The organism is Nocardia crassostreae, assembly GCF_001613405.1.
Classification (GTDB): Bacteria; Actinomycetota; Actinomycetes; order Mycobacteriales; family Mycobacteriaceae; genus Nocardia; species Nocardia crassostreae.
This window is the reverse complement of sequence record NZ_BDCH01000039.1, coordinates 41,937-67,022: the sequence shown is the minus strand read 5'-3', so window position 1 is coordinate 67,022 and position 25,086 is coordinate 41,937. Positions and strand designations below refer to the sequence as shown.

The window sequence follows — 25,086 nt, the reverse complement described above, 5'->3', positions numbered from 1 at the left end:
TGGGGCCGTACCCCTTGCGGCCCCACCTTCTCGGGAAAAGCAAAGCGCCCCATCCGAATCCGGATGGGGCGCTTCGTGAATCAGCTCAGTGCTTCTCGGGGCCGAGGTGGTACTCGAACACCAGGCCGCCCGCGGCGACCAGGATGCAGATGACGCCGACGCCGATCAGCCACGGCTCGAAGAACGCGAAGCCGAGGGCGGTGACGGAGCCCGCCGCCGCCAGGGTGATGGGCCAGAACGAACCGGGCGAGAAGAAGCCCAGGTCACCGGCGCCGTCGACGATCTCCGCCTCCTCGTAGTCCTCCGGGCGGAGGTCGAGGCGGCGGGCGACGAAGCGGAAGTAGGTCGCCACGATGAGCGACAGACCCGCGGACAGCACGATGGCGGTGGTGCCCGCCCACTCGACGCCGGTGCGCGACTGGGCGGTGAAGTAGCCGTAGACCACAGCCACGATCACGAAGAAGACCGTGATCAGTTCGAAGATGCGAGCTTCGACCTTCATATCAGTTCAGTCCTCACTTGGCGTACGACGCTTCGACCCCACGGCCGGTGCGGTCGGTATTGAAGGGCTTGGTGGTGGTGGCCACCGGCGACTCGCCGATGCCCTCGAGGGCCTGAGCATTGGTCTTACCGGCCTCGCGAGCATCCATGTACTTGCGGAAGTTCTCCGGCGAGACCACCCGGACCTCGAAGTTCATCATCGAGTGGAAGGTGCCGCACATTTCGGCGCAGCGGCCGACGAAGGCGCCGGTCTTGTCGATCGGGCCGACCTGGAAGACATTGTCGGAGTTGTTCTGCTTCGGGTTCGGCATGACGTCGCGCTTGAACAGGAACTCCGGCACCCAGAAGGAGTGGATGACGTCCGCGGCGGCCAGCTGGAACTCCACGATCTGACCGGACGGGATGACCAGCACCGGGATCTCGTTGGAGGTGCCGACGGTCTCGACCTTGTCGTAGTTCAGGTACGAGATGTCGTTCGACGGCAGGCCGTTGTTCGGGCCGGGCTGCGGGTGGCCTTCCTCGTTCTTGCGTTCCTTGTACTCCTCCTGGATAGAGGTGTTCATGCCCTGGCGAGCCTGGTCGACGCCGTCGTACTTCCAGTTGGCGATATCGACCTTCTGGTAGCCGAACTTCCAGTTCCACTGGAAGGCGGTCACATCGACCACGACGTTCGGGTTCTCCACCTTCTCGTGCACGTAGTTCTGCACGACCACGGTGAAGTAGAACAGCACCGCGATGATGACGAACGGCACGGCCGTGTAGGTCAGCTCCAGCGGCACGTTGTAGCCGGTCTGCCGGGGGAATTCCGGCGAGTCCGCCTTCTTGCGGTGGAAGGCCACGGTCCAGAAGGTCAGGCCCCACACCAGCACGCCCATCGCCAGCGCGGCGACCACGGACCAGGTCCACAGCTCACGCATCCGGGTGGCCTGCGGCGTAATGCCCGAGGGCCAGCCGAACCGCAGCCACGGGTTGTCGATCGAGCAGCCGGAGACGAGCATCGCGGTCATCCCCATGGACACCGCCAGCCCGGCCCGCCGAAGGATGCGGCCCCGCCGACCCTGGGCGGGTCGTGGCCCTATCGCTTCGCTCGCCTTGTGCGCCACGCTCAACGCCTTCCTGGTCGTCTCTCCGACTCGGCGCCGCCCGGACTCCCTTCCGCCGGACGACCCAATTTCAGCCACGGTTGGGCCACTCCCCGGGGGCTCGCGGAACTCGCGATCAACCCTGAGAGTTTCCCAAGTACTACGGAGCGTAGACCAAACCGGGCGTCGCGTTGTGATCGGGTCGCATTCGACACTCCGGAAACTGCATAAGCCGTGGATACGGGCTCTCGCGCAGGATCCGCGCGCGTGCGGCATACTCGGACAGTACGTTTCGCGTCCCGCGCGCACGATCGACCATATGCCGCAGGGCGACCATCCCCGACTCCGGAAAGAGGTTCTCCCCGCAGTGTGTGGTCTGCTCGGATTTCTGACAGCTGACACAGCTACCACCCCGGAGGGGCGGACGGTCGAAACCACCGCGGCGCAGGTGTACGAGGCGCTGCACTGCCAGCGCCATCGCGGCCCGGATGAGAAGGGCACTTGGCACGACGAGCGCATGATCTTCGGCTTCAACCGGCTGTCGATCATCGATATCGAGCATTCGCATCAGCCGCTGCGCTGGGGTCCGCCGGAGAATCGGGAGCGTTATGCGCTCACCTTCAACGGGGAGATCTACAACTATCTCGAGCTGCGCGCGGAATTGACCGCCGAGCACGGCGCGGAGTTCGGCGATGAGCCGATGTTCGCCACCGAGGGCGACTCCGAGACCATTGTGGCGGCCTTCCACTACTGGGGCGCCAAGGCGGCGAGCAAGCTGCGCGGCATGTTCGCGTTCGCCATCTGGGATACCGAGCTGAACAAGCTGTTCATCGCGCGCGACCCGTTCGGCATCAAGCCGCTGTTCACCGCGACCGGTCCCGGCGGTACGGCGTTCTCCTCGGAGAAGAAGAGCCTGCTGGAGCTGCTGCCCGCGCTGGGCCTGACCGATGCGCTGGATCCGCGTGCGCTCGAGCACTACACGGTGCTGCAGTACGTGCCGGAGCCGGAGACGCTGCACAAGGACATCCGCCGTCTCGAATCCGGCTGCTACGCCTGGATCGAGCCCGGTGAGCAGCCGCGCATCACCCGCTACTTCAACCCGCAGTTCCGGGTGTCGCCGTTCCTGCCCGGCACCGCCGACAAGCGCTACCGGGAAATCGCCGAGGCGCTGGAGGATTCGGTCGCCAAGCACATGCGCGCGGATGTGACCGTCGGCGCGTTCCTGTCCGGCGGTATCGATTCCACCGCCACCGCGGCGCTGGCCATGCGGCACAACCCGAACCTGATCACCTTCACCACCGGGTTCGAGCGCGAGGGCTATTCCGAGGTCGATGTGGCCGCCGAGAGCGCGGCCGCCATCGGCGCGCGGCACATCGTGCGCGTGGTCGGTCCGGAAGAGTACGCGGCCTCGATTCCCGAGATCATCTGGTACCTGGACGATCCCGTCGCGGATCCGGCGCTGGTGCCGCTGTACTTCGTGGCCAAGGAGGCCCGCAAGCACGTCAAGGTGGTGCTCTCCGGCGAGGGCGCGGACGAGCTGTTCGGCGGGTACACCATCTACCGGGAACCGCTGTCGCTCAAGCCGTTCGAGTATCTGCCCAAGGGCCTGCGCAAGCTGGCGGGCAAGGTGTCGGAGCGCATTCCGGAGGGCACCCGCGGCAAGAGCCTGCTCAATCGCGGTTCGCTCACCCTGGAGGAGCGCTACTACGGCAATGCGCGCAGCTTCAACGACGCCCAATTGCGGTCGGTGCTGCGGGAGTTCCGGCCCGAGTGGACGCATCGGGATGTGACCGGCCGCATCTACGGCATGCAGGGCAATCACTGGGATCCGGTGGCCCGCATGCAGCATCTGGACCTGTTCACCTGGTTGCGCGGCGACATCCTGGTCAAGGCCGACAAGATGACCATGGCCAACTCGCTCGAGCTGCGCGTGCCGTTCCTGGATCCCGAGGTCTTCAAGGTCGCCGAGAAGCTGCCCTTCGACCAGAAGATCACCAAGGACACCACCAAGTACGCACTGCGCCAGGCGCTCGAGGGCATCGTCCCCGGGCATGTGCTGCACCGCGCCAAGCTCGGTTTCCCTGTCCCCCTGCGGCATTGGCTGCGCGGTCCGGAGCTCTACGACTGGGCCCGCACCCAGATCGCGGAATCCAGCACCGATCACCTGCTCGACAAGGCCGCCATCACGGCCATGCTGGAGGCGCACCGCACCGGCCCGGTCGATCACAGCCGCCGCCTGTGGACGCTGCTGTGCTTCATGATCTGGCACGGCATCTTCGTCGAGCACCGCATCAAGCCGGAGATCCAGGAACCGGTCTACCCGGTCAGTCTGTAGCTTTCGGTCCTCCCCGAATCGACGCACGCGACGGTATCCGCCCGGGTACCGTCGCGAGCGGGGGATTTCGGGCGGCGATCTCCCGAGCGCGAATGCGGTGCGAGTCGCCGGCAGGAGTCTTTCGGGGTGAATTGGTGGCGGTCGCGTGGCGACGAACCACAGGGGCGAGACGAAGCACGGCGGCGCGCGGGGGCCGATCCGATACCGCTGTTCGGCCGGATCTCGCGCCTGGAACACCTCTTGCAGGACGCCCTCGCCCGCGCCGACGCGGAGCCCGACCCGGCCGCCCGCGCCCGATTGCTGCTGGCGGGGATTCGCGCCTTCCTGGCCGAGGCCGAGGATGAGATCGGCCCCAATCGAATCCTGTTGCAGTCCCGTCTCATCGAGACCGCCGCCAGTTATCCGGACGAATCGCTGCGCCTGCTCGCCGACGCGTCCTGGTGGTGCGATATCGAGGAAGCCACCGCCCATCGGGTCTTCACCTGCTGGCTGCACCGCCCCGACCCGGCCACCTTCCCCGCAACCTGGACCGCCGCCGCCGGAATGCTCACCCAGTCCAGCGCATTGCGCATGTGGCTGGCCAATACCGTCCGCGACCCGGATTCGGTGGTATCCCCCGAATTCCGCGCCCTGGCCCGCACCCACCTCACCGCCGTGGTCGACGACCGGTTCGACCAATACGAATTCAAAGGCGCCACCTCCCCCGTCTGGCAACTCCTGCACGCCCTCGGCCCCACCGGCCGCGCCGACTGGTTCTGCCTCCTGCGCGACCGCGCCGCCGCCGACCACCGCTACGAACTCGCGGACCGCTTCGGCGGCAAGGGCATCCGCGATCGCAAACAACGCCTGCACGACTTCGCCGCCCACCGCCGCCTCCGCACCGGGACCACCGACCCGGACAAGCTCCGCGGACCGAGCACTCCCAGCGAGTACCGCCATCTCCTGCTCGCGGCGGCGGCCCTCATGCGCGGCGAATCCGCCGCCCGGCACCTCACCGAGGCGAAACGCGATGGCACGGACCGCCTCCAGCCCTCCGCCCACCTGCTGACCGCCCTCGAGTCCCTGCGCACCGGCAACCGAGCCGACGCCCGCACCCACCTCACAGCCCTGCTCGACCACCCGCCCCGTTCGGCCTCCGACACCGACATCCTGGCCAACGCCAACATCTTGCTGGGCGCCCTCGCCCGCAACGACCGGCAGATCGCCGAAGCAGCCCGCACCCTGCACACCCGCCACGGCGCCGCCTGGCCCGCCCACGCCCTCGTCCAGCCCACCACCGTCCTGAGCGCCGTAGCCCGCGCCGAACCCGAGTTGCTGTCCACCCTCCTCACCGCAGCCTCCGGCGAATCCAACCGAAGTCACGCGGGCGATCCGAGTCGCGCGTCTGCCGTACCCGGCCGCCCGCTGGACCAGCTGGAGTTGGTCGATTCGGACGTTCGACTCGGGCGGATCGGGAGCGGGCTGGAGGGGCTTCGGCTCGCTGCGGCGCGTGGGGTGCTCATGAAAGCGGTGCGGGCCGTGCTGTTCTCGCGGGTCGAGGAGGCTTGGGAGCTGTTCCGTGAGGCGGGGTTGTTGCTGGCGGGCGCCACGGGGGTGGAGGCCGAACGGCTGCGGGGGCAGGGTGAGCAGGCTTGGGAAGTGGCTGCGCGACTGCACGATCACGGGCCCTTGCAGCGGGCGCAGGAGCGGCTCGCCTACGCGGCATTACAGGAGGACGGGGTTTCCCAGCCGTGGACGGACGGAGCGTTCCGGCAGTGGGCCGATCTCGATGATCAGGGGCTCGGCGACTATCGCACACTGCATCATCTCGCGGTCGCCGCGCATGCGCATGCCTATCGGCGCGAGCTGGACGGGGATCCGGCCGCCTGTGACGAATGGCGGGCCGCACACGGGTATTGGGCGCGGCTGCATGCGGATCAGGCGTTCTGGGATGAGCTGCGTACCCATCTGGGCGCGGTGCTGCCCGATGCCACCGCCGGTGATATCGCTCTGGCCGTCGAGGACGCGCGGGCGGAGTTGCCGGTGCAGTTGCTCGAACCGCATGTGACGCTGGTGCTGGAGTTGCGTAAGCAGGACATGCGGCGGGCGCGGATTCATCTCGGACTCATCGAGGAAGCGCCGTTTCCGGCCTCGGACATCGGGCGGGCGCGCGGGCGGCTGGCGCGGGAGGCGGGGGCGCAGATTCGGCGGCTCATCCGGGAGGGGCAGTTGGAGCGGGCACTCGAGGAGGCGCGATCGTGGGCATCGATTATGTCGAGGAGCATCAGCGCGGCGCGGGGTGGGCCGGGCAGAGCTGGGCCATGCTCGAGCGGATCGCGGAGGTGGTCGCGCCCATGTGCGAGCGGCTCGGCCTCACGACGCGCGATCTCACCGTGCGGGGCAGGCCCGATCTGTCCGACGGGGATCGCGCGGCCTTCGCCGCCAAGCTGGCGCGCCACGAATTCTGGCTCGGGCTCACCATGCTGGTGGCCTGCGCCGAACGCTACGAGGCCAATCCGTTCGCCGACAGATCCGGATTCCGCACGGCCGCAACCCATCTGAACTCGGCCATCACCCTCGGCCTGCCCGCCATCGGCCCGTACAACCAGGCGCGTGAGCTGCTGGTCACGGCCGGAAAGTGGCAGCGCGGGACGTCGGGTCATTCCGTCGGGTTCTTCTGACGAGAGCGGAGCACAGTATGAATCCCTGGTCGTGGACCGGCCGTAATCCCTAATACGACACCGCCTTCCAGATCCTCGATCTCGATCCGACCGCCGACCGGGCGACGGCGCGCTCCCGCATCGCCGCGCGCCGCAAGCGGATCTCCTACGACGCCAAACGCTTTCCGCTGTTCGGCGAGATCCTCAGCGTCGCGAAGGTGAACGCCGCGGAGGAACAGCTGGCCACACCGCGCACCCGGTTGGCGGCCGAGCTGATCACCCACCGGCCCGAACCGGAGGGCGTGGATTTCGCCGAACTCACCGAACTACAGGAGATCCGCCGCGCACTGGCGCGCGAGAACCCGCAGCTCGAGACGCCGCACGCGACACCGGGCGACGAGATTCTCATCGACTACGGGGTGCTGCCGAATCTCCTGCCCGCCCCGGCCGCACCCCCGCACGAGGAGACCACCGCATGAGCCTTGTCGCCGGTATCGATCTCGGTACGACCAACTGCTGCATCGCCATTCCGGCCGACGCCGATATCCCCGACAAGGCGGCGCTCATCGAGCGTCGGCGGCTGCGGCCGCTGGGCGGGTCGCTCATCGTGGCCAATCCGGACCTGTCGCTGACCACGCCGTCGGCGGTGTGGATCTCCCCCGACGGCACGCCGCTGGTGGGTGCGCTCGCCAAACGCAAAGCGCGCCTGCCCGGTTCGCCGCCCGCCATGTTCTTCAAACGCAATATGGGCACCGATCAGCCGGTGACGGCGGGCCACGCCACCATCACGCCCCTGCAGGCCTCGGTGCATCTGCTGCGGCATCTGAAGACGGTGGCCGAGCAGACGCTGGGCGTGCCCATCGACCGCGCGGTCATCACCGTGCCCGCCTATTTCGAAACGAGCGCGAAAACCCAGACCACCCAGGCCGGTTCGGAGGCCGGGCTGGAGGTGGCGGAAACCCTCATGGAGCCGGTCGCCGCCGCCCTGGCGCACATGCACGAGAACGGCCTCGCCGCCGATCCGAGCACCCCGAGCCGCCGCTTCCTCATCTACGACCTCGGCGGCGGCACCTTCGACACCTCGGTGGTGTCCTGGGATCCGGCCGACGGCTTCAGCAGCCGTTCCTTCGACGGCGACCGCTATCTGGGCGGCTACGACTTCGATCAGGCCATCGTGGACTGGATGATCGCGCAGCTGCCCGCCTACGACTTGCGTTTCGAGCCGGGCGATCTCGCCGACGCCGAACGTCTCGCCCGGCTGCTGGCCCTGGCCGAGACCGCCAAGCACGAGCTGTCGCGGGATACCGAGACCGAGATCATCAACCAGGACCTCGAGGACCGCACCGGCATGCCGATGAGCATCAACCTGCCGCTGTCCCGGCACGAGTTCGACCGCATGATCGACGGCCATCTGCGCGGCACCCTCAACCATTGCGCCGAAGCGCTGGCCAAGGCGCGCGTCACCGCCACCGAGCTGGACGAGATCGTGCTGGTCGGCGGCTCGTCCCGGGTCCCGCTGGTCGCGGAGCTGCTGCGGGAGCGCTTCGGCGTCGAGCCCCACCTGTTCCATCCGGAGCTGGTGGTCGCGGTGGGCGCAGCCCTGAAGGCGGGCAATCTGGCCACGCACAGCAGTGTGCTCGAGCTGGAAAACCTGGTCCCCGACGGGGATTTCGTCGATATCGCCGGGCGGGTGCTCCGCGCCGACGCCGGTGACATCATCGTCGAAGTTCGCTCCGCCACAGGAAACACGCTGCGCGAGAACGCTTCCGAGGACGGCTCGTTCCTGTTCATCGAAGTCCCGCTCGCCGACGGCCCGTTCACCGTCGCGGTGCTCGCCGACGGCCGCGAGATCGCCGCCGAACCGCTGGCCCTGCGCGCCGCATCCGGCCCCGCCATTCCGGATCTGGCCGGTGACATCCTGGCCCACGACTTCTCCGTCGAACTCCTCGATCGCCAGCTGTGCCGAGTGGTCAAGGTGGGCACCAAGATTCCGCACCGCGTCTATCAACGCCTGGAGACGGCGACCCGCGGCGCCACCCTGGCGGTCCGCCTCTACGAGGGCTGGATCCCCATCGGCACCGTCCGCATCCGCGATCTCCCCGACGATCTGGAGCCGGGCACCGCCGTCGAGCTGACCCTGGAATTCGACGCGGGCTGGACCATCAATGCCGCGGTCCGCATCCCGCACCTGGATCGCACCGCCACCGCCGTCATCGAGATTCCGATCCGTGAGGTGGCCGGGTGGGATCAGATCCGCACCCGCACCGCCGCCACCCGCGACGACTGGCGCCAGATCAGCCACGAGGTGCACCGGGCCGAGGCCGCCAAGGCCGCTCCCGAGATCGAGCAGCGCCTGGCCGGACTCGACGCCCTGGTGGCCCGCACCCAGGACCAGGCCAAGGCGCATCACCTGCTGCTCGAAGCGGAAACCATTCTGCAGGGCCTGCTCAACAGCCGCGGCCCGGAGGACTATATGGAGCCCCCGCTGGCCGAATTCGAGGAGACCCTGGGCAAGCTGGCCAATATCCTGCTCTACCTGCAGCGCAACGAGCCCGATACGGTTCCCGGCTTCCGCCTGCGCTGCGATGATCTCGAGGCCCAGGGCCGCACCGCCTACGAATCCGGCGACTTCGTCACCTGGCCGCGCGCCAACGAGAAACTCGAGGATCTCATCCGGGAAGCGTCGCAGATTCCGTCGATTCGCGAGATCGCGATCATGCAGCAGACTCCCGCCATGGTGCGCCGCTGGCTGGCCCGCCGCATCGACGCCACCGACGAGACCATTCGCCGCAAGTACGCGGAACTGCAGCCGACACCCGGCTCGAGCCCGAGGACCGGGCCAAGCTCCCCGGCCAGCGGGACGGTTTCCTGACCGAACTCTCGCTCATCGCCCTGGCCGCCGACGAGGTCGACCCGCAACGCCCGTCCGCCCCCGAACAGCTCAACAACCTCTACGAAGACCAACTCCGCCCGCTGGAATGGCGGATCGGCGCGTGGGGCCGGGAAATGGGAATGCGTAAGTCGCAGTAGACCTTCGAAAACACGCCCCCCCCGCACAGCGACTGTGCGGGGGGACGGCGCGGCCGCGGCAGGATCACTTCTCGTCGAAGATCTTCAGCGCCTCGGCGACATCGAACATTTCGGCCGTTTCCCGGGCCGAGGGCGAACCGGCGTCCGGATCCGCGCCCGCCGCGAGCAGCGTGCGCAGAATGCCGGGCTCGCCCTTGAAGACCGCGCCCGAGAGCGGGGTCTGTCCGGCGGCATTGAGCAGATTGGGATCGGCGCCGTGCTTCAGCAGCACGGCGACGGCGGGCTCGTGCCCGTAGTAGGCGGCGAGCATGAGGAGGGTGTCGCCCCGGCCGTTGGTGAGGTTCGGCGGGACACCCTCGTCCAGATAGGCGGCTAGTTGGTCGGCGTCGCCCTGGCGGGCCAGGTCGAAGACCTTGGTTGCCAGTTCGATGACCTTTTCGTCGTCAGCGTCCACCGTTCATTTTTAGCAGGGTCGCGAGGGAGCGACACCCGAGAACTTTATTTACAAAACTCCGCGAGATGCACAAAACTCCGCGAGCCGATCGGGACGCGTGGTCCGATTATCGGCAGAGATCGACAGTGTGGCCCGCGCCCCGGCTCGGCTGCCGGGCGCGGCGGACGGGAGTACAGCGATGACGCTGGCGGAAGTACGCGGTCAGATATTGCGGCGCAAGCCGATCACCGAGGTCGAGGAGGATGTCCGGCAGGACGAACGGCTGGCCAAACACCTCGGGGTGTGGCAGTTGACCGCCATCGGGGTGGGCGGGATCATCGGCGCGGGCATCTTCGCGCTCGCGGGCAGTGTGGCCAACAAGACCACCGGACCGGCGGTGCTGCTGTCGTTCCTGGTGGCCGGGCTGGCCAGTGCGGCGGCGGCGCTGTGCTACGCGGAGTTCGCGGGCATGGTGCCCAAGGCCGGATCGGCCTACACCTACGGGTATGTGTCGCTCGGCGAGATCGTCGGGTGGTTCATCGGATGGGATCTGCTGCTGGAGTACATCGCCGTGGCGGCGGTGGTGGCCATCGGCGTCTCCGGGTATTTCGGATTCCTGCTCGATCAGATCGGAATCACCTTGCCCGCGTGGATGCTCGGCGCGCCCGGCACCGGGGACGGGCATGCGGTGGACGTGTTCGCGGTGCTGTTCTGCCTGGGTTCGGCCTGGGTGCTCTCGCGCGGTATCCGCAGTGTCGGGCGGTTCGAGATGGTCACCGTCGGCATCAAGGTGGCGCTGGTGGTGCTGATCATCATGCTCGGCGTGTTCCATATCGACAGCGCCAACTACTCGCCGTACTTCCCGTACGGCACCGGCGCGGTCATGACCGGTGCGGCCACGGTGTTCTTCGCGGTGTTCGGCTATGACGCCATGAGCACGGCGGCCGAGGAATCGGTGGACGGCAAGAAGCATCTGCCCAAGGCCATCATCTACTCGCTCGCCATCGCCATGGTGCTGTATGTCCTTGCGACACTGGTGCTCACGGGCATGCAGAAGTACACCGAGATCAATCCCAAGAGCGGTTTCTCCAGCTCCTTCGAGGCGGTCGGCATGCCGGGCATCGCGAATATCATTGCGGTGGGCGCGATTGTCGGCATCATCACCGTGGTGCTCACCTTCATGCTCGGCGTGACCCGCGTCTGGTATTCCATGAGCCGTGACGGGCTGCTGCCGGAGTGGTTCGCCAAAACCCATCCGGTGCGCAAGGTTCCGACCTGCGTCACCTGGATCGTGGGCGTGGCCTCGGCCATCCTGGCCGGGCTGCTGCCCATCAATATCGTCGCCGAGCTGACCAATATCGGCATTCTCAGCGCCTTCGTGGTGGTCTGCATCGCGGTGCTGGTGTTCCGCTACACCCGCCCGGATGTGCCGCGCACCTTCCGGATTCCGTTCATGCCGGTCATCCCGATCGTCAGCGTGGTCTTCTCGGTCTGGCTCATGCTCTCCCTCCAGGCGGCGACCTGGGTGCGCTTCGCGGCCTGGCTGGTGCTCGGTCTCATCGTGTACTTCGGCTACTCCCGGTTCCACTCCAAGCTGAACCAGCCAGGCCCCGTCGCGCCTAGCGGCGGCCCGGCCGCACCGTGAGCAGCGCCAGCCCCCCGGCGAGAACGGCTAGCCCGCACCAGGACACAGCGGGCAGCCGTTCCCCGAGCACCGCCACGGCCAGCACTGCGGCCACGGCGGGCTCGGCCAGGGTCAGGGTGGTGGCGGTGGCGACGGTGGTGTGCCGCAAGCCGTAGCCGAACAGCCGATAGGCCAGGAATGTGGTGAATACCGCGAGATGCAGCGCCACCGCCGCCCCGCGCATCGTGCCCAGCCAGGAGACGCCCGAGATCAGCACGACCGGCAGGACCATCAGTCCGGCCATGCCGAACATCAGGCCCATGACCGAGCCCGACGGCTTGCCCTCGGCAATGAGTTCACCGCCGATGAGCGAGTACACGACATAGGCCAGACCGCCGCAGAGCGCGAGTCCGATGCCGAGCAGGTCTACGGCCGCAGCCTGTCCGGTCAGCTCCGGGCCGAGTACCATTGCAACACAACCGATGACGGCCGCAGCGGTAGCGCCGACCCAGCGGGCCGTCGGACGCGACCGCCCCGAAATCCAGCCCACGAGGCCGGTGAAAACCGGTGCGCTGCACAGGGCCACGACGGTCGCCACCGCGACGCCGGTCCGCGCCACCGCGGGGTAGAACGTGACCGGATAGGCCGCGACCGCCACCGCTCCGGCGATCAGCAGCCGCCACTGCGCCCAGCTGTACGTGGTCCGGGTACGGCAGGTCGTGAGAAAGAGCAGCAATCCGCCGAGGGCCAATCCGGCCGAGCCGATCGCGGCCGCGGACGCGCCCGCGGGTGCGAGCGAGCTCGCGGTGCCGGTGCTGCCCCACAGCACGCTCGCGCCGAGGATGGCGATCGAACCGCACCGTGAATTCGCAGGCCGCACAACCGCATTCGCGATGGCCCGGCCCCGAGAGCGGGCGCCGGGCCCCGACTGGGCTGCCGCTCCCGAAGCCTGCGGGGCCCGGTCCGCCGCGAGTTCGGGCTGAAGTGCGGCGGCCGGGGCGGCAACCGCTGACTGCTGCGGTGTGGTTGTCGCGGACGTGGATGCCGGTGCGGACGCGCCGGAGTTGACGGTGTGTTCGGACACGAATGAGATTCCGTTCTCGAGTACGTGATCGGCGTATTCGGAACGGGCGCACGCTGAAGAAGCCCTAGCTGCTCAGGAGCCGAGGCGGGAAGCGAGAATGCCGCGTGCGCGCCCGGTCAGGCGACCGGGGGCAGCGTGACAGCGTGCCAGTAAGTGCCCACGCGACGATGCTAGCGGGTACACAGCCGACGAGAACAGCCGCACCCGGCGTGGGTGCGGCTGTTCGTCTCCGCGCGTGGTGTGTCGAAGCCCTGCCGCTTCGCGTGGCTCAGCGGCGCAATACCTTCCGGGCCAGCCAGTTGCCGAGGAATTGAATCCCCTGCACGCCCACGATAATGATCAGGGTCGCGACCAGCGTGACCTCCCAATCGAACCGCTGATAGCCGTAGACCAGCGCGAAATCTCCGAGGCCACCGCCGCCGACCGTGCCCGCCATGGCGGACATGTCGACAATGGCGATCACCACGAACGTGTACCCGAGTACCAGCGGCCCTAGCGCTTCGGGAATCAGCAGCGTCAGAATGATCCGCAAGGGCCCGGCCCCCATGGCCCGCGCCGCCTCGATCACCCCCGGGTCCACGGTCACCAGGTTCTGCTCGACAATCCGGGCGATACCGAACGACGCGGCCACGATCATGACGAATGCCGCGGCCTCGGTGCCGATGGTCGTCCCGACCACTTCGAGGGTGATCGGCCCCAGCGCGGCCAGTAGGATGATGAACGGAATCGGCCGGATCACGCTCACCAACACATTGAGCACCACATTCACCGGCGTGTTCGCCAGCAACCCACCCTTACGAGTGGTGTACAGCAACGTGCCCAGCGCCAGTCCGATTACGCCGCCGATCACGAAGGTCAGCAACACCAGATAGATCGTGGTCCCGATGGCCTCACCGAGGACCGGCCGCAACTTGTCCCAATCCGTCTGCACGGCAGCGTAATTCATGCGCTCCTCCGATCGGACGCGGACCGACCGGCAGCCACCGACTCCGCGGCGACCGCGGTGGCGGCAGTGCTGCCGCCTCTCCCAAGGCTCGCCGCGACGCGCTCGACGGCGTCCTCCGGCCCGTTCAGGGCGAGGGTGATGCTGCCGAAGGTCCTGTCCTGCAGTGTGCTCACGCCCCCGTAGACGACTTCGACGTGGACTCCGGCCTGGGTGGCGGTGAGGAGCGCGTCGCCGATGCCGCGGTCGTCGTCGATGTCGACGGTGACCAGGCGGCCGGTGTGCTTGTCCGCCAGTCGTTTCAGCTCGTCGGCGTTCGGGCGGTTGTGCAGCACCGTTTCCACGAAGGAGCGGGTGGGTGCGGCCTGCGGGGTGGCGAAGACGTCGAAAGTGCTTGCCAGCTCGACAATCCGGCCCTCTGCCAGGACCGCGACGCGGTCGGCGACGGCGCGTATGACATCCATTTCGTGGGTGATCACGATGATGGTGACGCCGAGTTCGCGGTTGATCTTCTTCAGCAGGCGCAGCACCTCCTGCGTGGTCTCCGGATCCAGGGCCGAGGTGGCCTCGTCCGCGAGCAGCAGCGACGGCGAGGTGGCCAGGGCGCGGGCAATGCCGACCCGCTGCTTCTGGCCGCCGGACAGCTGGTCCGGATAGCTGCGCGCCTTGTCCGAAAGGCCCACGAACTCCAGCAGTTCCGCGACGCGGGCCTTGCGCTCGGCGCGTTTCCAGCCCGCCACCTTGAGCGGGTACTCGATATTCCCGGCCGCGGTGCGCGAGCGGAACAGGTTGAACTGCTGGAACACCATGCCGATATCGCGGCGCAGCTGCCGCACCCGTGACTCCGGGACCCCGGTGATGGGGTCGCCGGAGATGAGCACGGTGCCGCCGGTCGGCTTCTCCAGGGCGTTGATCAGCCGCACCAGGGTGGACTTGCCCGCCCCGGAATAGCCGATCACGCCGAAGATCTCACCGTGTTCGATGCGCAGGTCGACTTCCCGCAGCGCGGTGTGCGTCTGCTTGCCGACCTGGAATTCCTTGGTGACCGACCGGAATTCGACCGCTGCGACCTGGGTTTCGTTCTCGCTCACTTCTTCTCGCGGATGGTCTGCTGCACCCGCGCCAGCACCTGCTCCAGATCCGGTCCGTCGCGCTTGACCTCGACGGCGGTGCCCTTGGAGGTCTCCTGGACTGCGGCCTGTACGTCGGCGCCGTGCCAGATCTCGACCAGCTTCAGATAGGTCGGGTTGGTCTTGTCCGCGGCGCGCGTCACGAAGGCATTGATGTACGGCTCCGCGCCCGGGCTCTTCGGATCATCCTTGAAGATCGCGGATTTCGGGTCGATGCCGGACTTCTCCAGGAAGGTGTTGTTGACGACCGAGCCGTCCACCGAGGCCAGCGACAGCGCGGTCTGGGTGGCGTCGACCGGGGTCACCTTCACCTTGGAGGCGGCCTTGTCGATATCGGCCGGGCTGGGCTGGCGGACGTCGTCGGACAGTTTCAGCAGTCCGGCCGCCTGCAGCACGAACAGCGCCCGCGCCTGGTTGGTCGGATCGTTCGGAATGGCGATCTCGCCACCGGCCGGGATATCGGCCACCGACTTGTGCTTCTGCGAGTACAGCCCCAGCGGCACCACCTGGGTGGCGCCGATCGGCGTCAGATCATCGTTGTTGGCGACGTTGTACTGGCCGAGGAACTGCAAGTGCTGGAACAGGTTGACGTCGACCTGCTGCTGCGAGAGCGCGGCATCGGGCTGCGAGTAGTCGGAGAAGCGGGTGATCTTCAGGGTGATCCCGTGCTCCTTGGCCTTCGTCTCGAAGACGTCCCACTCCGGCGAGCTCTCCGTGGTCCCGATGCGCACCACGGCGCCCGAGCTGTCGTCGCTGCTGCCGCAGGCCGTGAGGGTGAGGCCCGCTACCGCCGCTACCAGGACCGGGATCGCCAGTACCCGATTGAATTTCACTCGTGCTCCCGCAAATCGTTGAAACTGAACCCGGCTATGCAATCGTTCGGGTTATCGCCTGGCTACGGTTACGATCCGGGCGATCCAAACCCTCGCGCTCCGGCCGAGTCCGCGCCTAGCTTGGCTGAAATGCAAAAACTGCGCCGTTACCTGGCGATTCCGCTCCTGTTCGCCCTGGCGATGACCGCCGCCTGTGGCAAGGAACACCGCGCCGACGTGGTGCGCATCGGTGTGAACGACCTCGCACTGCCGCACTGGGAGGTGTTCAAGAAGAAGGCGTCCGAGGCGGGCATTACCGTCGAGTTCGTCAACTTCAGCGATTACAACCAGCCGAACCCGGCGCTGAAGCAGGGCCAGATCGACCTCAACAAGTTCCAGCACGTCCGCTACCTGGCCAATTACAACGCCCGCAATAACGACACGCTGGTCCCGATCGGCGCGACCGAGATCTTTCCGCTGACCCTGTACTCGCAGAAGCACAAGTCGGTGAGCGAGATCCCCCAGGGCGGCGAAATCACCCTGAGCAACAATCCCGCGAACCAGGTCCGCCCGCTGCTCCTACTCTCCGCCGCCGGACTGGTCGTCCTGAAGAACGGCGCGACCTGGGACTCCAAGCTCGAGGACGTCGACACCAGCGCATCCAAGGTGCGCCTGAAGACCATCGATCCGACCCTCACCGCCCAGTCCCTCGACAGCGTCGACGCCGCCTTCGTGGACGACACCTTCGCCGGTCCCGCCGGACTCACCAAGAACCAGGTCATCCAGACCGACGACCCCAACCGCCCGGAACTCAAGCAGTACATCAATATCTTCGCCGCCCGCGCCGAAGACAAGGACAACCCCACCTACCTCCAGCTGACCAAGATCTACCACGACCCCGAGGTCGAAGCCGCCATCCAAGCCGAAGCCGACTACGAGGGCATCTTCAAATACAACGACCCCTCCGACCTCCAGGCCACCCTCACCGAACTGGAAGCCAAGTTCCGCAAGTAGCCGCGTCCAGCCGCTGCGGCTACTTGCCCGACAGCGCCGAGCGTTCGCCTCGGCGTACTGGCCGAAGCTGAACTGGGAGGCGAGCCACCCCAGTTCACCGCTCACCCCAGCCTCCGCGGGCCGGGGGTCACCACGTCGATGCGCTTCCCGCCCCCGTCGTCCGCGGCTGTCCGTGAGGTGGCGGCCGGGTTCCGCCGTCCGGACCGGTGGCTTCCAACGGCCTCCGCGCCACCAACGACGGAACCCATCGACCGTCACAGCCGGTGGCTTCAAGAGCCTCCGCGCCACCAACGACGGAACCCATCGACCGTCACGGCCGGTGGCTTCGAACGCCCTTTGGCGCGCCGCGAACGAAGGGACCCATCGACACCGGCGATGGCCTGCGGCGGTTAGGAGGTCGAAGCCACCGTCCTGGCGGGGGCAGCGGTTCGGGCGTTATCGGCCGCGGACGACCTTGGCGCGGGCGGCGGCGATGATCGTGATCAGCAGGACCGTCATCATTTGCAGGGCGGTCCAATCGCCGGATTCCTCGACCGGTTCGAGGGCCAGCGGCGGCTCGTAGGGCGCGGGGATTATCGGGGCGGGCGGCACGATCTCCGGTTCGGGCGGCGCGGGCGGGGGCGGGGCGGGAGCAGGTGCGGCGGCGGGTTGCGGGGCGGCGGGGATCTCCAGCGGCGTGAAGACTTCCGGCGGACTCACCGGCAGGAGCAGCAAACACGTCAACAGTGCGCTGCCGGTGACCGCGCTACCCAGCACGACGCTGCCCGCGCCCGCCGACCCTGGTGCAACCAAACCGCTGGAGCCGGGCACGAATCCGGGGCCGAGCAGGCCGGAGCCGAATCCGCTGCCGGTGGCCAGGCCCAGCATCATGACCGAACTGCCTATGACGCCGCTCCCGGCGCAGGCGGTGAGCACGCTGCCGTTCTCGAAGCCGAGCGTTTCACCCAGGGTGCTCGGCGCGGCGATCGGCTCCGCCGGGGATACCGGTTCCGCCGCAGCGGTTTCCACCGCACCCGCGGTGGATCCGGTGTTCAGGCCGAGGCCCGCTTTCTCGCTGGGACCCAGGCCCAGACTGCTACCGGTGGACGCGCCCGGTCCGTCGCCCGCCGAACTACCGGACAGCGCACTGCCGCTGCCCAATTCCAGTGCGCTACCCGAGGGCACATCCACGAACCCGGCGTCGACTTCCGGACCCGCGCTGCCGCTGACGATTTCGTCCCAGAACGGTGACCCGGGATCGTCCCATACCGGCGCTGGCTGCACCGCGAGCAGCGCCGCCGCGAGCGGCACCGTCGCCAATCCCCGTGCGGTCCAGTAGGTTCCCGCCCCAGCGCTTCCGAACGTCATCTGCGTCAACCTCGTCGGTGCTGCCCGGCGTCTCAGCGCGGAATCGCGCTCGACGAAGCGTCGGCGGAGGCGATCTGATGGAACCGCGCCAAGGCGAGCTCGTATGCTTCGCGCGAGACCACATTCCAGCCCGCGAACGGCCGATCCAGTTTGTAGATGGTCAGCACGATCGCACCGACCACGCAGCCAAACAGCGCGGTCATCACCACACTGCGCTTGGTGACCATCACACCCGAGAGCACGCCGCCCGCCAGCAGCATGACGGTGCCGAACCACAGTGCGATGTACAGGAATACGGGCAGGCTGTACCCGGCATCGAGGGCACGGTCGTAGCGGGCTTCGGCTATGACGTCGAGCGATTCACCCAGCGCCTTCTGCGCGTCCAGCACGGCCGGATCGGTCGACTGCACCGCGGCCACCGCCGACCGCAACTCGTCGAACGTCTCCTGCGTGCCCTCGCTGAGGCCCTTCTCGTCCCGCATGGCAACCCATTCCACGGTCACCACGCGCTCGGTGTACTCGCGCACTAGCGTCTGCACCGCGACCCGCTCGGCATCGGGCAGATCATCGGCCGTCTCGTAGGCCACGACCAGCGCCTTGCCCTCGGACACGGTGTGCGCGGTGGCATTGTCGTACTGCTGCCACAGGATGACGACCACGAAGGCCACAATGGCCGCGAAGAACATATTGACCATATCGAGCACCATGCCGTGCGCGCCCTCGTCGTCCTCGTGTTGCCAGGACACCGGCCGGAGCCGGTCTCCCACAATGAAAACGACCACCGCGACAACCGCGAACAACGCGAGCACACCAAGCTGCAAAGCCATGCGCGACTCCGTCTTCTCGACGAGGGGGCAAATCGATCATGGAATATTCGCGGCCGCGCGCGAGCCGGATGACTCGCAAACATTCTGCTACCACCTGCCCGGGGAAGACTTCACGAGTCTCTAGTTACGGCAGCGTAGTTACGCTACCGTACGGCTTATTGACGTCTCCTCGGCCGGAAAAGGTGCTCCATGGCCCAGCTCTCCCATCGCAGTTCACTCGACCAACGCTGCGTGGTCGTCGGCGCCGGACCTGTCGGGCTGACAGCGGCGCTCGCGCTGGCTCGCCGTGGCCTGCCCACTATGGTGCTGGAAGCCGAACCGCGGCAACGCATCCGGCCGGGTAGCCGGGCCATCGTGCTGGCCTATCCGACGCTGCGCCGGTTCGATTCGGTGCTGCCCGGACTCGGCCGCGATATCGCCGCCGACGGCCTCGGAGTGACCGGCTACGACGCCTACTAAAAGACCTCGCGGGTGTTCCACTACCGCAGTGGCAGTGGAATTCTCGGTCACACCGCCCGGCTCGACCGGCTCGCCACCAGCCTGCCCCAGCGCATTACCGAAACCCATCTGTACGAGGCGTGCCTGCGCGAAGGCGTCGAGTTCCGCTGGGATGCGGCGGTTTCCGAGCTGGCGACCGGCCCCGGCGGCGTGCACATCCGCCTCGGGTCGGGCGAAATCCTTTCCGCGCCCTACGTCATCGGCGCCGACGGCGCGCGCTCGGTCGTCCGCAAGGCGATCGGCGCGACCATGGCGGGCGAAACCGACGACACCCCGTTCATCATCGTCGATGTGGCGGCACATCCCGATGGTTCGACCCCGCGCCTGCCCGCCCACTTCTACTATCGCTGTCCCCGCCTCGACGGCCGCAATGTCATGCACATGCCGTTCCAGGGCGGGATGCGCATCGACCTGCAATGCCTGCCCGATGACGACCCCGAGTACCTCGCGAGCCCGGAAGGCTTGCGGGAGTGGACATCCCGAGTCATCGACCCCTGGTACGGCGAGCACACCACGTGGGTCTCCACCTATCGCTTCCACCAGGTGGTCGCCGACTCCTACACCGACGCACACCGCCGCGTCCTGCTCGCGGGCGAGGCCGCCCATCTGTTCGCGCCCTGGGGCGGGCGCGGTCTCAACTCGGGCGTGCTCGATGCCACCGATGCGGCCGCGGCCATCGCCCGCGCGCTCACCACATCGAATGCGGTTCAGGCCCGCAATGTCATCGAGCGTTGTGCGGCCTATCGCCGCGCCTGGGGTATCCGCAATCGCAATGTGTCGTCCCATGCCCTGCGCATCATGCGCGCCCCCGATCGCGGTATGCGCCTGCGCCGTTCACTGGCCGCACGCCTCGCGCCGGTCTGCTGGCCCGCGGGCGCATGGCTGGCCAATGGTCCCGCGCAGGTGCTGACCCCGCCGCCGCTCGGCACCATCGATCTGTATTGACAGCCGAGGGAACCACGCGGGGCCGTGCCGACTCGTTCTCGAATCGGCACGGCCCCTTGCGGTTACACATCGCCCACCAGCGAGTGATACACGCTCACCCACTGATCCGGGTGCACGTATCCGACCACCGTGTCGGGTGCGATGCCCGCCTCCGCCAGCGCCCGGTCGACGCCCTGATAGCGGGTGCGCAGCGAGGCGCGCACCGACCCGCCCACCCCGGTGAAGCCGAGTTCCACCAGTTCCCGGAAGGCGCGCCGATCCCGCACCAGCGGTTCGGTTCGCCGCCGGATGCGCAGGATCGCCGAATCCACCGACGGCACCGGCCGGAAGCTCTCCCGGCCGATCCGCCCGCAGAGCTCCCAGTCGAACCACAGCCAGCTCGCGACGGTCACCAGACTCCAGCGCCCGTAGTCGCCGGTCCGTTTGCGCGCGTACTCGAGTTGCGTGAGCAGTGTCGCCGAGGTGAGCGTCGGCGCGTTCAAGCACCAATCCACGATCCCGGCGGTCACCGAGAACGGAATATTGCCCACCACGGCGAACGGCTCCCGCGGCGCCTTGGCCTTCGTGAAATCGCCTCGTACCAACCGTATTCCAGCGTTTCCCCGAGTCCACGCCGAGAGCTTGCCCGCCAGGAGCGGATCGATCTCGTACGCGGTCACCCGCGCCCCGCGCTCGGCCAGCGCGCGGGTGAGCACACCCTCGCCCGGCCCTGGTTCGAGCACCAGTCCGGCCGGTTCGGCGGTCTTCACGATCAGATCGACCGCATACCGGTCCACCAGAAAGTTCTGCGACAGTTCCCGTCTGGCCCGATCGCGCGGTGTCCGTCCACCGCCACCCGCGACCTTGCCCTGGGTATGCGAGAAATTCCCGTAACCCGACTTATGAGATGAAAGATTCTTCGCCACTGCAGTTGCCCTTCCGGGTCTTCGAGATGAACAGGTCTCGAAGGGCCCTGGGCGCGCCTGCGGACGCGGCGTTGCGACCTACGTCCGCTAGCGGGCCAGAGCCCGAGCAGAACGCAGCCGCATGAAACAACAACATGACATGCCGACCACCCTAGAAACGCCACCCCACCAAAGCAACCCATTTACCGCGAGCAGGTATTCGTGCAGGCAAACCCCGAGATATCCCCCGCACCATTACCTGCTCCCCGGCGATCAGCCGGTGTGTGCGGGGTGGGGGCGGTGTCATAGCGTGGGGTCTGTGTCTGCTCGCTCCGCCCGCCCTCGCCAGCCTCGGATGGACTTGGCAGTCCGACGCGAGCAAATCCTCGATGCGGCATTGCGCCTGGTGATCCGCCACGGCTATGCCGCCACCACTATGGAAGCCATCTCACGGGAAGCCTACCTGGCCAAACCCCGTATCTATGCCGCCTACCCCACTCGCGGCCGGCTCCTCGTAGCCCTCCTGGAACGGGAGCAGTCCCGAGTCCTCGGCCAACTCGATCTGGCCATGCCCCCACCCCCCGAACGCACCACGTTCACATCCGCACTGGCCACCGCGACGACGAATATCCTCGAAGCGGTCACCGCCCACCCCGACTACGCCCTCCTCCTCATCCTCCCCGCCGGCGACGCCCCCGCCGAAGTTCGCGAATACACAACCCGCACCCGAGATTTCGCCCTCGCCAACCTCCGCTCCCTCATCGCCTGGGCCCACGACCACCCCAACGGACCCGGCCCCCTCGACCCCGACCTCCTCGCCATCACCCTCCTGGCAATAGGCGAACAACTGATCCGCACCACCCTCACCTCCCCCGCCGACTACCCTCCGGCCCGCCTGACCGACTTCATCCGCTCCGCCATCACCCGCCTCCTCCCCACGCTCTAGCCGAAACCCGCTCCGCTCCGGTTCGCTCCACACCCTCCTGAGCGCTGCGCTATCCGCACCGTGTCATGCCCGGTCAGACTCCGAACGTCAACACCACCGCAACGACGGTGACAGCGATCTCGAGCGCCGCTCCGAGCACATCCCCGTTCAGCCCGCCGAACCGGCGAACGCAATGCCGCACCAGCACCATCGACGCCGCGAGCGCGACTCCGACACCGATCGGGCCCAGCCACCAATGCTCGGTCACGAAACTTGCTGCTCCGAGCGCGATTCCACCCCACAGCAGCCGAACCGCCGAGCCTTGCGTGCCCGCCACCAACGCCCCGAACCCGGCCCCCGGCGCAGCCTCGATCCCCCGCCCGCAAGCCAGCACAACGGCAATCCGCCCCACCGCGACAGCCAGCACCACCGCCGCCCATCGCCCGGTCTCGGCCAGCGCCGCGAACGAAACAGCCTGAATCCCAATGGCGAACACCAGCGCCGCCACCCCGAACGGCCCCGCCCCACCGCTCTTCATGATCTCGCGCGCCCGCTCCGGCGACCCATAACTCCCCAGCCCATCGAACGTATCGGCCAGCCCGTCGATATGCATCCCGCGGGTAATCAGCGTCAACCCCGCCACCGCGACCAACCCGGCCAGCAACCACGAACCCCCCATTGCCCCGAGCACCCACAGCAACCCCGCCGCCCCGACTCCGAGCAGCGCACCCACCACCGGCGCCCACCCGATCGCTTTCCCGGCTGCTCCCCGATCAACCTCGTCCGGCCCCCGCACCGGCAGCACCGTCAACCACGAAACCGCCAACCGCAGCCCGTTCACGCACTCCCCCAACCGCTTCGGAACGCGGCCCAACCACCGATCAACCATGAGGTCGCACCCCGCGACCGGGCCCACCCCAGCACCGATCGCGGTCCTGGAATCCGCAACGCGGCGTCAGACACCAGCGTCTTCGGTGAGTGCGTCGGCGGTGCTGACTCCGGCTTCGGCGAAGGGCGCCATGTCGGACAGGGTTGCCACGGCGGCGCGGAGGATGGGGAGGGCGGTGAGGGCGCCGGAGCCTTCGCCCAGGCGCATCTGCATGTCCAGGAGGGGTTCCAACTGGAGGCGGTCGAGGGCGATCTTGTGGGAGGGTTCGCTGGATAGGTGGCCTGCGGCCCACCACGCGCGGGCGCCGGGGGCCAGGCGGTCGGCTACCAGGGCGGCGGCGGTGACCACAACGCCGTCGAGGATGACCGGGGTGCGGCGGGCGGCAGCGCGGGCCAGGAAGCCCGCCATGGCGGTGAGGTCGGCGCCGGATGCGGTGCGTAGCAAGGCGACCGGGTCGTGGACCAGGGGGCGGGCGCGCCACATGGCGTCGCGGATGGCGGCGGTTTTGCGGATCCAACCGGCGTCGTCGACACCGGTGCCGCGGCCGACGGCGATGACGGGTTCGGTGTCGGTGATGGCGGCGATCAGGGCCGTGGCGGGGGTCGTGTTCCCGATGCCCATGTCACCGGCGATGAGAAGGTCCGCGCCGGAATCGATTTCCTCGTCGGCGATGGCGGCGCCCGCCGCGAGCGCGGCCTGCACCTCATCCTCGGTCAGCGCGTCCTCGCGGTCGATGGATCCGCTGGAGCGCCGCACCTTGTACTTGGAGATCTCCGGCGCCGTATCCCCGTCCACCGCAAGGTCTTCCACGCGCACGGTGGCATCGGCCAAGCGCGCCAGCACATTCACCGCCGCCCCGCCGCTCAGGAAGTTGGCCACCATCTGCGCGGTCACCTCACTCGGATACGCCGACACCCCGTGCCGCGCCACCCCGTGATCCCCCGCGAACACCACCACCCGCGCCCGCTCGAACTGCCGGGGCGGACACACCCCCTGACAAGCCGCCACCCAATTCCCCAGCGCCTCCAACCGTCCGAGCGCCCCGGCGGGTTTGGTCAACCGCAATTGCCGCTCCCGCGCATCCCCCCGCACCCCGGCATCCGGCCCACCCACCGGCCCGAACTCAACCCTCTCCGGCGCCGCCTTCGAAAGACTCAGCGCCCCATCCGTATTACCGCCGACGGCCTGCCCGCCCGCAACAACAGTTCCGGCAGCCGCACCAAACGAATCACCCTGCGGAACAGAGTCGGACACAGCACCGCGAGACGCCGTCGCGACGACTCCCCCCGTAGCAGCGCCCGCCGTGTCGGCAGCCACACCACCCCCGGTACCGACCGCCGCGGCGTCGGCCGCTACCCGCGAGGCGGTCGCCGCCGAGTCCGTCTGCGATTCGGCCGGACCGGTTTTCGCTGCTGTCGTGGCTGCGAGTGTGTGTGCGGCGAGCGTATCGGCGCTCGGCTGCGACACTGCGGTCCGCACGGCCGGGGCGGTGATGCTGCCGGTGGCGACCGCCGCATCGGAGAGGGCGGCGGCCGAGGCGGTGGCGTGGTCGGGCTTCACCTGCAGCGCCTGGCCCGCGACCAGCAGGTAGACCTCGTCGCATACCTGGGCGAGGCGCTGGTTCAGGGCGCCGAGTTCGTCACGGAAGAGGCGGCCGGAATGGGTGGCCGGGATGACCCCGAGGCCTACCTCCGGGCTCACGATGACCAGACGGTGGGGGTAGTTCGCCACGGCGGTCACGAGCGCATCCAGGTCCGGGGTGACCGTTCCGCGCGGGGACTCCCAGGCGGCGCGTGCATCGATGCGGGCGGTGAGCCAGGTGCCGAGGTCGTCGATCAGCGTGACCGGCGCCGGATCGGACAACGCCGCGACCGGGTCGCCTTCGACGACGGTCCAGCCCGCGGGCCGCCGGGCCCGGTGCGCCGCAATGCGTTCGGCGAAATCGGTATCGGCCGGATCCGGCACCGCGGTGGCGACGTATCGCACCGTCTCGGCGGCGACCAACTGTTCCGCGTACGCCGATTTCCCGGAGCGGGCCCCGCCGAGCACCAGCGTCCGCAGTGGCCGATCGGTTGTCTGAGCAGTGTGCGACACGCCAGAACGGTATCAACCGCGCCTGCCGCCCCGCCGTCTAGGCACGGCCT

General features: G+C 68.1%; 19 protein-coding genes and 1 pseudogene. 8 read left to right on the top strand and 12 right to left on the bottom strand.

Features of this window, described 5'->3' with window-relative positions:
* Positions 1-85 precede the first annotated feature (85 nt).
* Positions 86-502, bottom strand: coding sequence for a cytochrome c oxidase subunit 4 (locus tag NC4_RS34320; RefSeq protein WP_067547241.1), 417 nt, complete (start codon positions 500-502; stop codon positions 86-88).
* Positions 503-515: 13 nt separating this feature from the next.
* Positions 516-1,508 (bottom strand): aa3-type cytochrome oxidase subunit II, encoded by a 993-nt coding sequence (gene ctaC / locus NC4_RS34315; RefSeq protein ID WP_245722121.1) that lies wholly within the window; start codon positions 1,506-1,508, stop codon positions 516-518.
* 442 nt (positions 1,509-1,950) lie between these two features.
* On the opposite strand from ctaC, the gene asnB reads away from it, so the two are divergent.
* The 4 genes from asnB (at position 1,951) to NC4_RS34290 (ending at position 9,429) form a co-directional block, all read left to right on the top strand.
* Positions 1,951-3,918 carry an asparagine synthase (glutamine-hydrolyzing) gene (gene asnB, locus NC4_RS34310; RefSeq protein ID WP_067547236.1) on the top strand — a complete coding sequence of 656 codons (1,968 nt, stop codon included), beginning with the start codon at positions 1,951-1,953 and terminating at the stop codon, positions 3,916-3,918.
* A 126-nt stretch (positions 3,919-4,044) separates the two neighbouring features.
* A complete protein-coding gene (locus NC4_RS34305) occupies positions 4,045-6,459 on the top strand; it encodes a hypothetical protein (protein ID WP_067547234.1) in 2,415 nt (804 codons plus the stop codon).
* Positions 6,460-6,775: 316 nt separating this feature from the next.
* Entirely contained in the window at positions 6,776-7,036 is a 261-nt protein-coding gene (locus NC4_RS34295) for a hypothetical protein (RefSeq protein ID WP_067547228.1), read from the top strand.
* A complete protein-coding gene (locus NC4_RS34290) occupies positions 7,033-9,429 on the top strand; it encodes an Hsp70 family protein (RefSeq protein ID WP_067547225.1) in 2,397 nt (798 codons plus the stop codon). The genes NC4_RS34295 and NC4_RS34290 overlap by 4 nt, the downstream gene beginning before the upstream one ends.
* 222 nt (positions 9,430-9,651) lie before the next feature.
* On the opposite strand, the gene NC4_RS34285 is transcribed toward NC4_RS34290, so the two are convergent.
* Positions 9,652-10,041, bottom strand: a complete 390-nt coding sequence (locus NC4_RS34285; RefSeq protein ID WP_067547222.1) for an ankyrin repeat domain-containing protein — start codon at positions 10,039-10,041, stop codon at positions 9,652-9,654.
* A gap of 178 nt (positions 10,042-10,219) precedes the next feature.
* Here NC4_RS34285 and NC4_RS34280 point away from each other — a divergent pair, with 178 nt between their 5' ends.
* Entirely contained in the window at positions 10,220-11,665 is a 1,446-nt protein-coding gene (locus tag NC4_RS34280; RefSeq protein WP_067547219.1) for an amino acid permease, read from the top strand.
* On the opposite strand, the gene NC4_RS34275 is transcribed toward NC4_RS34280, so the two are convergent.
* The 4 genes from NC4_RS34275 to NC4_RS34260 all read right to left on the bottom strand — a co-directional run bounded on the left by NC4_RS34275 (position 11,640) and on the right by NC4_RS34260 (position 15,634).
* Positions 11,640-12,728 carry a DMT family transporter gene (locus tag NC4_RS34275; RefSeq protein WP_218021375.1) on the bottom strand — a complete coding sequence of 363 codons (1,089 nt, stop codon included), beginning with the start codon at positions 12,726-12,728 and terminating at the stop codon, positions 11,640-11,642. The two genes, NC4_RS34280 and NC4_RS34275, sit on opposite strands and share 26 nt — an antisense overlap.
* 268 nt (positions 12,729-12,996) lie before the next feature.
* Complete coding sequence (locus tag NC4_RS34270) at positions 12,997-13,674, bottom strand: methionine ABC transporter permease (protein ID WP_439957583.1); 678 nt, start codon at positions 13,672-13,674, stop codon at positions 12,997-12,999.
* Complete coding sequence (locus tag NC4_RS34265; RefSeq protein WP_084530042.1) at positions 13,671-14,762, bottom strand: methionine ABC transporter ATP-binding protein; 1,092 nt, start codon at positions 14,760-14,762, stop codon at positions 13,671-13,673. The genes NC4_RS34270 and NC4_RS34265 overlap by 4 nt, the downstream gene beginning before the upstream one ends.
* Positions 14,759-15,634 carry a MetQ/NlpA family ABC transporter substrate-binding protein gene (locus NC4_RS34260; RefSeq protein WP_067547216.1) on the bottom strand — a complete coding sequence of 292 codons (876 nt, stop codon included), beginning with the start codon at positions 15,632-15,634 and terminating at the stop codon, positions 14,759-14,761. Before NC4_RS34260 ends, NC4_RS34265 begins: the two co-directional genes overlap by 4 nt.
* A gap of 129 nt (positions 15,635-15,763) precedes the next feature.
* Between NC4_RS34260 and NC4_RS34255 the strand changes: the two genes are divergently transcribed.
* A complete protein-coding gene (locus NC4_RS34255; RefSeq protein WP_067547213.1) occupies positions 15,764-16,627 on the top strand; it encodes a MetQ/NlpA family ABC transporter substrate-binding protein in 864 nt (287 codons plus the stop codon).
* A 435-nt stretch (positions 16,628-17,062) separates the two neighbouring features.
* Here NC4_RS34255 and NC4_RS34250 read toward each other — a convergent pair whose 3' ends face one another.
* Both NC4_RS34250 and NC4_RS34245 read right to left on the bottom strand, forming a co-directional pair.
* A complete protein-coding gene (locus NC4_RS34250) occupies positions 17,063-17,974 on the bottom strand; it encodes a hypothetical protein (protein WP_067547212.1) in 912 nt (303 codons plus the stop codon).
* A 32-nt stretch (positions 17,975-18,006) separates the two neighbouring features.
* Positions 18,007-18,801 (bottom strand): bestrophin-like domain, encoded by a 795-nt coding sequence (locus tag NC4_RS34245; protein ID WP_067547209.1) that lies wholly within the window; start codon positions 18,799-18,801, stop codon positions 18,007-18,009.
* A 189-nt stretch (positions 18,802-18,990) separates the two neighbouring features.
* Between NC4_RS34245 and NC4_RS34240 the strand changes: the two are divergent.
* Positions 18,991-20,244 (top strand): annotated as a pseudogene (locus NC4_RS34240) (FAD-dependent monooxygenase).
* Positions 20,245-20,306: 62 nt separating this feature from the next.
* On the opposite strand, the gene erm reads toward NC4_RS34240, so the two are convergent.
* Positions 20,307-21,149: an ErmE/ErmH/ErmO/ErmR family 23S rRNA (adenine(2058)-N(6))-methyltransferase gene (gene erm / locus NC4_RS34235; RefSeq protein ID WP_084530039.1), complete on the bottom strand. Its 843-nt coding sequence runs from the start codon at positions 21,147-21,149 to the stop codon at positions 20,307-20,309.
* A 340-nt stretch (positions 21,150-21,489) separates the two neighbouring features.
* Here erm and NC4_RS34230 point away from each other — a divergent pair, with 340 nt between their 5' ends.
* Positions 21,490-22,074 carry a TetR/AcrR family transcriptional regulator gene (locus NC4_RS34230; protein ID WP_169814924.1) on the top strand — a complete coding sequence of 195 codons (585 nt, stop codon included), beginning with the start codon at positions 21,490-21,492 and terminating at the stop codon, positions 22,072-22,074.
* Between the two features lie 73 nt (positions 22,075-22,147).
* Here the strand turns inward: NC4_RS34230 and NC4_RS34225 are convergent, their stop codons facing one another.
* Complete coding sequence (locus tag NC4_RS34225) at positions 22,148-22,894, bottom strand: adenosylcobinamide-GDP ribazoletransferase (protein WP_067547443.1); 747 nt, start codon at positions 22,892-22,894, stop codon at positions 22,148-22,150.
* 114 nt (positions 22,895-23,008) lie between these two features.
* The gene (gene cobT, locus NC4_RS34220; RefSeq protein WP_067547203.1) at positions 23,009-25,036 is read right to left on the bottom strand and encodes a nicotinate-nucleotide--dimethylbenzimidazole phosphoribosyltransferase; all 2,028 of its coding nucleotides are present in this window, start codon (positions 25,034-25,036) and stop codon (positions 23,009-23,011) included.
* Positions 25,037-25,086: the final 50 nt, after the last annotated feature.